Annotated in this window: 8 protein-coding genes and 1 pseudogene; 2 read left to right on the top strand and 7 right to left on the bottom strand. The window is 47.0% G+C overall.

What is annotated here, in order from left to right; genetic code table 11:
• Nucleotides 1-849: 849 nt before the first annotated feature.
• Complete coding sequence (gene ltrA, locus ACIDITHRIX25_RS69765; protein WP_249685607.1) at nt 850-1992, bottom strand: group II intron reverse transcriptase/maturase; 1143 nt, start codon at nt 1990-1992, stop codon at nt 850-852.
• A gap of 1757 nt (nt 1993-3749) precedes the next feature.
• Here ltrA and ACIDITHRIX25_RS69760 point away from each other — a divergent pair.
• Nucleotides 3750-4487 (top strand): GntR family transcriptional regulator, encoded by a 738-nt coding sequence (locus ACIDITHRIX25_RS69760; protein WP_201732216.1) that lies wholly within the window; start codon nt 3750-3752, stop codon nt 4485-4487.
• On the opposite strand, the gene ACIDITHRIX25_RS69755 is transcribed toward ACIDITHRIX25_RS69760, so the two are convergent.
• The 6 genes and pseudogenes from ACIDITHRIX25_RS69755 to ACIDITHRIX25_RS69730 form a co-directional block, all read right to left on the bottom strand.
• Nucleotides 4443-7337: an FAD-binding and (Fe-S)-binding domain-containing protein gene (locus ACIDITHRIX25_RS69755; RefSeq protein WP_201732215.1), complete on the bottom strand. Its 2895-nt coding sequence runs from the start codon at nt 7335-7337 to the stop codon at nt 4443-4445. The genes ACIDITHRIX25_RS69760 and ACIDITHRIX25_RS69755 overlap by 45 nt on opposite strands.
• Nucleotides 7338-8023: 686 nt before the next feature.
• Nucleotides 8024-8272 (bottom strand): hypothetical protein, encoded by a 249-nt coding sequence (locus ACIDITHRIX25_RS69750; RefSeq protein WP_201732157.1) that lies wholly within the window; start codon nt 8270-8272, stop codon nt 8024-8026.
• Between the two features lie 2 nt (nt 8273-8274).
• Nucleotides 8275-9141, bottom strand: a complete 867-nt coding sequence (locus ACIDITHRIX25_RS69745) for an IS3 family transposase (protein WP_249685604.1) — start codon at nt 9139-9141, stop codon at nt 8275-8277.
• The gene (locus tag ACIDITHRIX25_RS69740) at nt 9141-9461 is read right to left on the bottom strand and encodes a transposase (RefSeq protein ID WP_201732214.1); all 321 of its coding nucleotides are present in this window, start codon (nt 9459-9461) and stop codon (nt 9141-9143) included. Before ACIDITHRIX25_RS69740 ends, ACIDITHRIX25_RS69745 begins: the two co-directional genes overlap by 1 nt.
• A 12-nt stretch (nt 9462-9473) precedes the next feature.
• Nucleotides 9474-9704: a hypothetical protein gene (locus ACIDITHRIX25_RS69735; RefSeq protein ID WP_201732213.1), complete on the bottom strand. Its 231-nt coding sequence runs from the start codon at nt 9702-9704 to the stop codon at nt 9474-9476.
• Nucleotides 9705-9738: 34 nt separating this feature from the next.
• Nucleotides 9739-9972, bottom strand: a pseudogene (locus ACIDITHRIX25_RS69730) (recombinase family protein); the annotation flags it as partial.
• A 203-nt stretch (nt 9973-10175) separates the two neighbouring features.
• On the opposite strand from ACIDITHRIX25_RS69730, the gene ACIDITHRIX25_RS69725 reads away from it, so the two are divergent.
• Nucleotides 10176-12359, top strand: coding sequence for an IS1634 family transposase (locus tag ACIDITHRIX25_RS69725; protein ID WP_201732211.1), 2184 nt, complete (start codon nt 10176-10178; stop codon nt 12357-12359).
• Nucleotides 12360-12382: the final 23 nt, after the last annotated feature.

Below are 12382 nucleotides of genomic sequence, written 5' to 3'. Positions count from 1 at the left end.
ACGAAACACACGTTGTAGCCAGCTGTCGACGCCGATAATTACCACACACCCCGCCTTCCTGCGACGAGGTCGCCTTGTGATTTGTTCGTCCACATCCCACACATGTGGGTTCGCCAATTGCTATACCTGCCTCTCTCAAAGCCATAACCAGACGTCCCACCAATGGAGGCGCACCGATCGATACTGCGTCAGGATGGGTTGAACGCTCGGTAGAGTGAAGCGAACATGGCAGGTTTAGCAGTCGTCTGATTGAGTACCCGGGCAATTGCCAAACGATCGGCTTCACCAACTGTGGCCGCAATGCTCTCAAGTATCATTTCTACCAATTAAAGAGGAATAATAAAGAGATCTTTTTCCAATTCCCTCACATCGAAATGTCAACCCTAGCTAAAAATCAAACTGCCATCGACAACTTTCATCTGATCGACTCTACATAGCTCTCCGAGGCCTGTAAGGTGCGAATTCGGCTAGAGCGCCCAACGAGTTGTATGGTTTCTCCCCTCCAAGAAATGCCCATTGCAGAACCGTATGAAATATCTACTCGTAATGGCCAAAAAGGAGGGCTTTAGCTTAACGCGAGCTGTGGTAAAACATTCAAAAGCGATGGCCACTTGTATGCATTCTTCGTGTCCACCAACTTGCAGTTCTCAATGGCCAGTAACAAGAGATCTACTCTATTCTTGGAGTAGTAGATACCCTAGCTCGAACCAAGAAGGTGATTGCTCAACTGTAGTGCCCAAATCCAGACACCAATATGGTCATGAACTGGGCTTTCATGGGGTGGTTGTCGAGTGGCGGGGAGGAACTTCCCCTCCCCGCTCTCACAGAACCGTGCGTGAACCTCTCAATTCACACGGCTCCTAGCGAACCGACTTTTGGTATTACCCCAAATGACCAGTGAGCCCAAAGATTGGGTTCACGTTCGGCTATTTGAGATAGGTATTTCCAAGCATTTGCTCGTATGCTAAGTCGCCTGTACTTTTTGCGTGCCCATCTAATCAAATAGATATTGATACGACGGAGGAGTTGGCCTAATCTGGATTTGTAGAAGCGTCCATAGTAGTTGATCCAGCCTAAGATCACCGGGTTGTAAAGCCTGGCGAGTTCGGCTATGGTTTGGCCTGTTTGGAGGTGAATACGAAACCGCCTAAGTTCTCTGCCCATTTCTTCTACCGCTTTATCTGAAGCCGCTGGCAGGAAGTTGTTAAACTGCTGCTTGAACTTATTGCGGGCGTAGCGTGGTGCAAAGGTAAATCCTAGAAAGTCAAAGCGTATTTGTTCGAACTCTCCTTTACGGTTGGAGTCCTTACAATAGACGATTTTGGTCTTTTGTGGATGTAACTCCAACTTGACCTGCGTCATTCTCTGACCTATAGCCTCTAGGATCTCTTCGGCTCGTTTCTTTGTTTCCACATGTACCAAAAGGTCATCCGCGTATCGTTCAAACGGGGCATAGGGTAAGTTCTTTACCATCCATTTGTCAAAAGCGTAATGTAAGAACAGATTCGCCAAAATCGGAGAAATCACCCCGCCTTGGGGTAATCCTTGCTCTCGATCTATTAGTTGTCCATCTTTGTTTTGCATTGGAGCTTTCAACCAACGTTTGATGTAGAGAATTATCCATGGCTCTGATACGTGCATAGAGACAGCTTTTAGCAGCAGTTCATGATCTATTGTGTCGAAGAAGGCCTTGATATCTAGATCAATGACCCAATCGTACTTCCAACATCTCTTGCGTGCTTTTTCAATGGCATCATGGGCTGAGCGATTCGGCCTGTAACCATAGGAGTCTTCGTGGAAGACCTCTTCCAATCTTGGCTCTATGTAGGCTTTAGCTACCCCTTGGGCGATGCGATCTTTGACGGTTGGAATACCTAGGATTCTTTTACCGCCATCTGACTTGTCTATCTCGACATATCTAGTTGCCGCTGGAAAATAACTTCCAGAAGCCATTCGATTCCAGAGTTGGTAGAGATTGTTCTTTAGATCCATCTCAAAGACTGAGATGGACTGCTTATCAATCCCTGGTGCTCGCTTTGTGTCTATTGTGATTGGCTTTTGCCTCTTTGTATGCTTTAAGTACGACGTACTTGTCTTTTGTCAAAAGCTTTTTCTTGTCGTGGTCTTGTCATTTGATCCCTCCCCCTCAACTTTTACCTTGAGAAGTTGTTCATTTGCATTTCCTGTTCACTCCATCCCCTTGGCTCCATCCTCATTACAAGGACTTCGTAGCTACTACGGGATGGTCCGCCCCAATCCATAGGCATTTGGTACTTTCCCTCTTGTTGATCTGCAACTTGTAGGTTTTTCCTCATCTTTGGGCTTAGCCCATGTGGGCTTAGCCAAGAACGTCTAGGACTGGGTTCTCATGTTCCACATAAACGCCTGATGTTAAGCTCACGCCACCTACACGCCGGATGCCCAAGGAGCACTAATTGGGTTAGTCTCCAAGTTGTCCCGAAAGTTCGACGTCCCTCGGTTTCGACATCATCCATACCAATTTCGAACGCTTCGTCAGTGGTTTGTTTTCACTCGTCTTCTTAACTCATACCTGAAAGAGTCATTGCTCTAACTTTTCCGTACCGCTTTGGACAACAGTCTTTAGCTAATGCCCCGTACGGTGGTTTGGAATCTCCTCCCAAAAGGCGATCCCGGAGGGCCTACCTCCATCATCTATGTAGCATTGCAGTGTGATTGTTATCAGCTTCTACATGATTTACAACCTCTTTCATTCATGACGCACGCCGAAAGTAGGGTTAGGTGCCGAATTGGTCGTAATGCATACCAAGTGAACTGGAGCCCTATCATCTAGTTTCCTAAATGCCAAACAATAACTTATCTATCATTTGGAAATCTTAACAAGTCCCAAAAATCCTCGTAAAATTCTAGTTTTTGTCAAAGGGGTCGTCGTATGAAAAAGCTAAAGCAACAAGAACCTAGAGTCACTTTTTTGGGTCTCGCTACAGTGGTGACCGTGGCTCGCTTTGTCGATCAGTGGGCAAGCAGTCTCAGCTAACCTTGTTTCGACGAAGGGACTGGCCGACAAACCAGTTTCATAATGAAACTTAGGCTCGAACCAATAACTAGCGGACTCATCATTCAGATCTCATCGAATGTCGTGGCTCTTCGATATCGATGGGCATCTTGGCTAAATTGGCGCTGGCTCAGGAGTTCCGGGCAGTTCTCAGACGAATGAAGCCTTCTCTAAAGACGAGACTCATCATAGATCTGGTCAAGAATCACCACGGGATATAACCATCCTTCAAAGAACCACACTTTAATTGTTAGAGTTCCAATGGGGCTGTGGCTATCGTAACGAGTGTTATTCCAACTTCGCAAAGGTAGTCTCATCAGCGATTAGCAAATCGATTACCATCGATATTCGCCCTGGCGAATCCCCTGCGAAAGCTTTGTACCGATAAAGAGGTCGCTGCGGACTAAAGGTATTGACAACGGGGCCAAACTGACCTTTTGTCGCTTGGGTCGGCACTAGTTTGCTAAGGATAATCAAACCTTAAATAGTTATTCAATGTGATCTTTGCGGATGTTTGCCACGGCTAGCCAAACGGAGTCGATTACCCAAGCTTCTTTGTGCTGGGGTAATCGAACCTAGTTTGGCATCCCGATAGATCACCTGAATCGATAGTTACCTTCATTGAATACGGTCCACAACTACGAGCTATCAGTCCTAGCGATCCTCATTCAACTACTAACATTGAGGTAAAAGCGGCTAAAGAAGGTAAATACTAGTGAACGACGACGCCAGAAAGAGCGTGATTTCAAAGACGGTCTCAATCTCTGAAGCACTAACCGAGGAGCTTCGCTCGAAAGTCCTCGATGGAGACATCCCAGCCGGGTCTCTGGTTACCGAAACGGAAGTAGCTTCAACCTATGGAGTTTCACGTCCAACGGCGAAGTCAGCGATTCAATCTCTCACTCATGACGGCTTACTACGCCGTCGTCCAAACAAGCCTGCCTATGTTCCACATTTGAGCAAAAGCGACATAGAGGATCTATATTTTGTTCGAATTCAGATTGAGACATCTGTCGTTCGCCATCTGGCCAAAAACAACTTGGCTCCATCGGCAGCACTAAAGGCTGCCGATGAATTGGCCGAATTGCCAGAAGATGCCCCCTCATCCGTCTTTGCCTATACCGACCTCGCATTTCACGCCAGCCTTGTGGATGCCACTAATAGCGAGCGATTAATTGAACTCTATAGAACACTTCTTGATGAGATAAGGCTCTCAATGGCTCAAGCTCGTTACGCTCTCGGCCAACAGAGAATATCTTCGGAACACCATGGAATCTACTTTGCAATAGAAGAAAGAAACGAACTCCTAGCCGTGGATCGCCTTACCGACCATCTAAACGGGCTTGCTACGCCCTTTGCGCCAACCAAGCCAAAAAATAGTTTCGTCGCTAACTGCATAGCCATAGATCTACCGAGTTGCACGTTCGACAAGAGATATGAATGGCTCAAATGAGACGCCCAACTCATCGCTTAGAGTTGCCTCACAAGTGCTAGCAAAAGAAAATGCACCGTCAAAGACGAGGCCCTTCAACTCCATAACTTCGTCCCGAAGAGCAGACTTGACTACTTCGGGGTACAACATTCCACGATTGCCTCCGGCGCCACAGCACGTCGCCGATTCAGGCACTACGACAACATTGGCTAGCTGCTGAGCAATTCCCACCGCGGTTTCAGAGAGTCCCACCCGGGTAAGGGCACAAGTTGGATGAATCAAAACACGATCTAACCGATTAGTAATCGCGAGACGCGGTAGCAAGTCCTCAATCCAAACTATAAGATCCCTGATTTGAAGGTCCGAATGATGGCCTCTATTGGCGGAGGTCAAGAGATCACCTCTAACGCCAAAGGATTGCCGTCCTAACTCCTGCATGAGACTATGCGTACATGAAGTTACGTCACAGATAATCGGGATCTCTCCAGAACGAGTCCAACGCCAAAATGAATCGACCGCCTTATTGGCCGAGACCGAAGCTCCGTCTTCGTAGCCGTTATGCGACCATGGTTGAGAGCAACATACTCCCTGGACATCCTCTGGTATCTCAAGGTAAATTCCGGCTCGACCGGCGACCCTAAGAACTAAATCAACCACAGACGCACCATCGACGTTGCCCTGGCCAAACATCCGCGAGACACAAGATGGAAAATAGATGGCATCTGGTCTACGTCGCAGCGTTGGGCGCGCAATTGATATGGAAGTTCCCAGACTGACCGGCGGGCTAGGTAAAACAATGTCTAACTTGCGAAGTTGCGTATTCAATTTCTCTAGTGATCGATTCCCCACAACCTTCGTAATGCGCTTGTTGACCACCAATGCCCCTCTAGTCGCTGTTTCTATTAGCGAGAATCGCTCGGCTGCCAACTTTGCGACGAACTGCGAGGTCTTGGTCTTTGCCATCGATCGGTCGTGATCCACCAAATCTGCGGTATTGATGCCCATTGGACAAACCGTGGCACACATACCATCTGCTACACAGCTATCTCGGCCGGCGTATTCGTACTCGCGCCACATTTGCTCAGCCTCATCAATTTCATCATCTGCCAAAAGAGACAGATGGCTCCGATGGGCTACGATACGCTGCCTTGGGGTCAATGTGACATACCTGGTGGGACAGACATGCTCGCAATAACCACATTCGATACACTTGTCAATTGTGTTATCCCCAATGATCTTGATGGCCTTAATTTTCTCCAGATGGACATTAGGATTATCATTTATAATCACACCAGGATTCAACAAACCGTACGGATCGCACAGTGTTTTAATCTCCTTGAGATACCCATAGGCCTTTGAGCCCCACTCCTTTTCTACAAAAGGAGCAACCGCTCGACCGGTTCCATGTTCAGCCTTTAGTGACCCCTCAAGTCCAACCACCAAGTCGATCACTTCGTCCATAAATGTAGAAAAATGAAGGACACGAGACTGATCGGACATGTCGTCACAGACAAGAAAATGGACGTTCCCAGCTTTGGCATGGCCGAAGATAACTCCCGCATATCCATATCGATCAAACAAAGCGTTCAAAGACGACACCAACTCACCAAGATGGATTGGCTCCACCGCTACATCTTCCAAGATGACGGTAGTACCTGGTGCTCTTTCACCACCGACGCTCGCAAAGATACCGTCTCGAACAGACCACAACTGAGCCCTCTCCTTGGCGGAAGTCGAAAATGGAGTATCTGCCACCAATGCAAGCTCATCCACAACCCTTTGTGCGCCTTCGATCAAAAGTTCAAGAGCCTCGCTGCTCGAGGCAGCTAGGTCAAAAAGCAACGCTGCAGAACCAGTCGGTATCGTCTCAACCACCGCAGGGACGCCGACACGACCAACCACCGAAGTTAGAGATGCATAATCCAATAACTCGACCGCAGCCGGATTGATAACGGCTAGATCCCCAACGGCCCTAGCCGCGTCTTGGTCGGAAGCAAAAAAAAGTAATCTACTTGCCCGATAAGGCTCTATCGGAAGGGTCGATAGGGTCGCTTTAGCGATAAACCCCAGCGTACCTTCGGCGCCAATCAACAGGTGAGAAAAGATGTCGCATGGATCATCAAAGTCCAAAAAGGAGTTCAGCGAATAACCTGTTACATTCTTTATACGATATTTTCTTTTGATTCGATCGCGCAATTCGATATCTGACCGTATCGCGTCGCGAATTCTAAGCAGCCCATTGACAATCTTGGGCTCATCCCGTCCAAAACGCTCTCTATCTGCAGCTTTAGAGGTGTCATATCGGTGGCCGTTGTACAGCACAAACTCCAACGAGACAAGAGTATGGTAGGAGTTCTGTATCACTCCTGCTTGCATGCCGCTGGAGTTATTAGAGAGAACTCCACCCATCATCGCCGCCGATTTGGAGGCTGGATCCGGTCCAATCTTTCTTCCAAACGGAGAAAGCTTCGCATTCACCTGATTGACGGTTACACCAGGCTCGAAGGATACCAGATCCCCACCACCATGCACCGAGATACCTCTAAAGCCAGTGCGAAGTTCACCGATAATTCCTTCTCCAACGGTCTGACCTGATAGAGATGTACCCCCTGCGCGAAATGTAATTGGAATACCCTCGTTTCGAGAGAAATCTATCAACGCCAAGGCATCTTCGATTTGGCCTAGACGGACAATAGCCTGAGGTTTATATTCAAAATAAGAGCCATCCCGAGAATAGACCGAGCGATAGAGAGCGCTTGTAAGAACTCGGTTCGAGGGGTATATTCTAACTAACTTTTGCCGAAGTGGATCCTGAGGTGCCACCTTGACCACACGCTTAGAAATTCCCCTAAAAACTCTCGATCCGCTCATCCAAATCCTCCATCAATACGAACAAAAATGAAAAACAGACGACGGCCAACGACGAATTGCCAAAAGCGATTAGGAGTGTTCACAGGACAAGAGCAAAAACCCCAAAATACACACTGGCGAATAAAGTGTGTCGGTCATCTGTCTGTCCCTTAATTCAAACTATACATCATCGATCAAAGATTAACAAAGTAGATTTCCGTAAATTTCAACCAAGTGGAAGGCTTCCATTTAATTAATCCGCTAATAATGTGAGCTTTGTATCCATAATGTAGATGGAGGAAATTGTTGTGAAGTCCAAAAGGCATACCCCCGAACAGGCTTTCAAAAAGATCACCGAAGGGGACAAGGCGCTAAAGCGAAGGTGCAGCCATAAGTCAAGCTGCCCGGAGCGCCGCAGTCACTAAAGACCACCTGGCAGCTTGGTAAGCCTGAATCCACAGAAATGGACCAGCTTGAGCCCCTCGGTGTGAATCCAAGTCGGTTTTTTGGAACTGATTTAGGTTTGACGGAGGGTCTATGGCTTAAATCTGGTTTCAGAGTGCCAAATATGACCTATTCCCTTTGTGATTGAGCCTTTTTGGTCATTTTTGAGATTCTGAAATCTCATTTTGGGTATAGTAACCTAATCCCTTGTCTTCTAGAGCAGTTCCTTCAAGTAATATTCAGTGTGTTAGGTATCCAGATGTTCAGGTGATGGCGATCTCAAACTTTCTGATCCGATCAAGAGCCTCTAAGAACTTATCCTTATAGTGCCAGTGTTCTTCAAGATGCAGTATTACTTTTCTAGCTGAACGAGTGATATGTCCTGCGATCTGAAAGTAACACCGTCGAAGCTTTGGTGTGGTTATTACAGTTTCTGTAATAGCACCTATTCGTGCCAGGTTGTGTGCAGTTGCACCGTGCCAGGTTTGAGGTTCCCCAAGGAAAGTAGACACGCTCACGCAGCTTTATCTGCTTGTTGTAATCCTACTTCGAATGCTATTGGACTTAGGTAGTTGTTCTGTTCGCGTCGCCGGGTGGTGTTGTACCAGTTGATGTACCACTCGACTCCAGCTCGCAGTTCTTCCATATTGGAAAAGACATGTCGATAAAAGTACTCATGTTTGAAGATAGACCAGAATGACTCCGCTGTTGCGTGGTCGTAACACGATCCAGTCTGTCCCATCGAACGAACAATCCCAGCTTTTTTGCAGAACTCCACTACCTTGCGGTCGCTGAATTGTGCACCTCGATCTGTATGTAAAATTGTCCCTTTTACCTGGTCATTGCGTAGTTTTACGGCTTGATACAAGGCGTCTGTCACGATCTCGGTTCTCATATTGTAAGCTAGAGCCCAACCAAGCACCCTAGATGAGCACTCGTCACGTATTGCGCTCAAGTAGACGTCACCGGTTCCGATTTTCAAATATGTGATATCCGAAGTCCAGAGAGCGTTTAGTTTCTCCTGGGAGAAATGACGTTTTACCAGGTCTTCTGGGTATTTTGCTTTAGGATCAGAGATGGTGGTGGTCTTGAAGAGTCGTGGCGATATCCCGCAAATACCAAGGTCTCTCATGTAGCTGGCAACCGTATTGTGGTTCAATTTGATTCCAGCATCGAAAAGATCAGCGGTGATCCGTGGGGATCCATAGACACCGTGTGATTTGCTGTGAAAGTACAGGATCTTGGCTTTTAGCTTTTCACGACATATGGCTGCTCCAGACGGGTTTTTCTGCAATTCGATCCATTTGTAATATCCGGACCTGGATACTTTTAGCAACCGAGCCATCCGATTGATTTCAAAGTTAGCGCACTCCGCCTTCATCAAAGAGAATCTCTCCGCTTTGGTGGGGTTTGAGCAAAGTACGCTGCCGCTTTTCCCAAAAAGGCATTATCCTTCTGTAGTTCTGCGATTTCACGTCTAAGCCTGTTGAGCTCGTTTCTCTCTGCGGTTTCGAGAGGAAGTCCGGTGGCGGTATCGATCGCCTCCGCTCGTCGACGCTCATCACGTACCCACCTGCTAAGGGTGCTTCGCTCTATTGAGAGTTCTTGTGCTACTTCCCGAACGCTTCGACCAGAGTCGATAACTCTATGGGCTGCATCTACCTTGAACTCCAGCGTGAACTTCCTTTTGCTGATTGCCATTGTGACATCCCTTCAACCAACATCGTATGTTGGTAATCTGAGTGTCCACTTTCTCTGGGAAAGCTCAGCCTTTGCATAGTCACGAAAGCTTTTGCTTCTATCAAGCAGCCTCCATAGGCTAGTCTGGCGCAGATGAGCTACAAAGATGCGCTTTGCGTCGCTATAGTGCCCGATCACAGAGCGCGTCTCGTCATACTTGTTCTTGTTCAGTGGCAACGTGGCTAGACGTACCGTGCGCTTCATAATGCTAACCATAGAGTGAGGCTCGGAGATCGGATCATGGAGTTACCTCTTTGGCCACCTCTTGAAGCCGTTCCATAACCTTTTTGTTTTTATGGTTATGCGATCCATATAGCCAGCCCGAGAAGACGGTTACGATTTCGATGACATCGTTTGTCAGATCTTCTTCAAAGGTTGAATCCTCGCTAGCGTTGATAATGATTACTTCGACTCCAAAATGCTCACAAAGAGACAAAACAAGCTCTGACCCAAAACGAAGCAGTCTGTCCTTATCCCATCTTTCGCAGAATTCCCGAAAAATCGCCCCAATTGGCCCCTTTTGAGTTGATTTTTGAGGATTTTCGGCTTGTGTCATTTATAGATGCCCTGGTAGATGGGTATTAGGTCTTTTTGGGTCGCGAATGTAGTGTCCTAATTTTTGAGTAGTGTTGATTATGACTTGCATTAGCTCTGACATGGTGCTATTGTCTTGTTGTGTTTATCCGTGAAACTCCAACAGTTAATAAAAAGACCGGCGTTAGCTACAGTAAGTACCAACTCGTTGAGTCCTACCGCTGTGAAAAAGGTCCCCGTCAACGTATAGTAATGACCTTGACCGAACTGGACCTGGATAAGTCATTGTGGCCAGCTCTGGCCAATGCAATTGCCCAGAGACTCTCTGGAGTAACCTCACTCTTTGAATCAGATCCTATTATTGCCAGATACGCAGATCTGGCAATCACTAAGTATGCAATTCGTTCCGAAGTTGCAGCCGCTAAAGAAACAAGAACTACTGAGGCTGACCTTGAGATGGTGGATCTCTCTAGTGCTAAGACTATCAATAGTAGAAGTATCGGTCCAGAACTCATAGGAAACTCGTTCTATGAAGCTCTTAGCTTCGATAAGATCCTAGAGAGTGCAGGTCTATCGGGTGAATCTCTTGGCATTGCCAAGGCAACGATAATAGCTCGTCTTATTCATCCTGGATCTGATCGAAAGACCTATTCTTATATCAACTCCAACTCTTCATTACCTGAGATATGTGGTATCGATCTCTCTAAGTTTCACAAGGATAAGGTCTATGCAATTGCAGATAAGCTCTATGACGCTAAAGCCGTCATAGAGCCAGCACTCTATAGAGCTAGCTCTGATCTCTTTAGGACGAATACCAGGCTCTTTCTCTTTGATCTAACCAACACCTACTTCGAAGGTTCTACTAAGGGGAACTCCCTAGCTAAACATGGACATTCCAAAGAGAAGCGTTTTGATTGCACATTAGTTTCTCTGGCACTACTTGTTGATCACCGGGGACTACCCATCTACTCAGAGATACATGAGGGCAATACCTCTGAGCCTAGAACTCTCATTAGCGTACTTGATGCCTTGGAGTCTCTATCGGATGGATCTCTCTTTGGGGATGTTGTTCCTACCATTGTGATGGATAGGGGAATTGCTACCAAGGCAAACCTAGAACTTCTCATTAAGCGCAATCTCAACTACGTAGTAATTGAGAGAGCTAACAAAAAGAGCCTCTATCGAAGCCATTTCATGGAGATGGAAGGCTTCACCGAGATCTACGATGCCCAAGGATCCCCAGTACTGGTGAAAAAGCTCCAAGTGGAACCACAAAAGCCACAAGGACAAGTGAAAACACAAGTACAAGGACAAGTGCAAACGCTAGAAGAAGACACCGGCACTGACGACAATAGCAGTAATGGTGCCACCAGCAAGAATACCGGCGACAGCAGCAGCAAGGGCGACAGCAGCACCGACACCAAAATCATCAAGAGCGACAGCAGCACCGACACTGACGACTATATCCGTAATGGTGCCACCGGCAACAATATCAGCGACAGCACCGACACTGATACTAACGCCACCTCCATCTCCTCCTCTTCCACCTCCATCTCCTCCTCTTCCTCCAACAACAACACCACAACCGTGGTGTTGTGTCGTTCTTTGGGGAGATCCAAGAAGGAATCAGCGATCTCTAGTCAAGCTAACGAGAGATTCTTAGTAGATATCACTTCGTTGAATACCTCAATCACAAAGGGTTCTATATCTAAGACCACAGTTGTCTCAGAGCGTATCGGACGCATCAAGGCCAAGTACCCAAGTATTGCTTCCAAATACGAGATATCCCTTGAATATCATCAAGACCATGGCAAGATCATCAAAAAGAGACGCTTTGACAAAGTAATCAATCTCACTATTACAGAAAAACCCACTAAAGCCAAAGATGATAATCTCCAAGGAGCCTACGTCATAGACACCAGCCATAGCGAGCTAGATGCAGGTGAGATCTGGAATATCTATACGACTCTCACTAAAGTAGAAGATGCCTTTAGATCCCTCAAGAGTGATCTTGGACTTCGACCGGTCTATCATCAACTAGCTAGCCGAACTGCTGCTCACCTCTTCATCTCAGTACTTGCCTATCACCTCCTTAGTGCTATTGAGCTGACCTTGAGGCAAAATAACGATAAGAGAAGATGGTCAACCATTAAAGAGCAACTCAACAGTCACCGCCGAGCCACCATAGTTCTTACATCAGATAAAGGCGTTGTCTATCACATCCGCACTAGTGGTGTTTCTGAGCCGGTTCACAAAGAGATCTACCGTCTCTTAGGAGTTAGTGATCCCCTTAAACGGATAAAGACCATTGCGACGCATTTGTAGTGTCCCAACGTAAGACCACATAC

The organism is Acidithrix sp. C25, from assembly GCF_904848545.2.
This window is presented reverse-complemented; position numbering and strand designations above follow the sequence as displayed.

What these genes read in the sequence shown, in the direction of transcription:
- ltrA (WP_249685607.1), bottom strand. Translation starts at nt 1,992, where the DNA reads ATGGATCTAAAGAACAATCTCTACCAACTCTGGAATCGAATGGCTTCT.
- ACIDITHRIX25_RS69755 (WP_201732215.1), bottom strand. Translation starts at nt 7,337, where the DNA reads ATGAGCGGATCGAGAGTTTTTAGGGGAATTTCTAAGCGTGTGGTCAAG.
- ACIDITHRIX25_RS69745 (WP_249685604.1), bottom strand. Translation starts at nt 9,141, where the DNA reads ATGAAGGCGGAGTGCGCTAACTTTGAAATCAATCGGATGGCTCGGTTG.
- ACIDITHRIX25_RS69740 (WP_201732214.1), bottom strand. Translation starts at nt 9,461, where the DNA reads ATGGCAATCAGCAAAAGGAAGTTCACGCTGGAGTTCAAGGTAGATGCA.
- ACIDITHRIX25_RS69735 (WP_201732213.1), bottom strand. Translation starts at nt 9,704, where the DNA reads ATGAAGCGCACGGTACGTCTAGCCACGTTGCCACTGAACAAGAACAAG.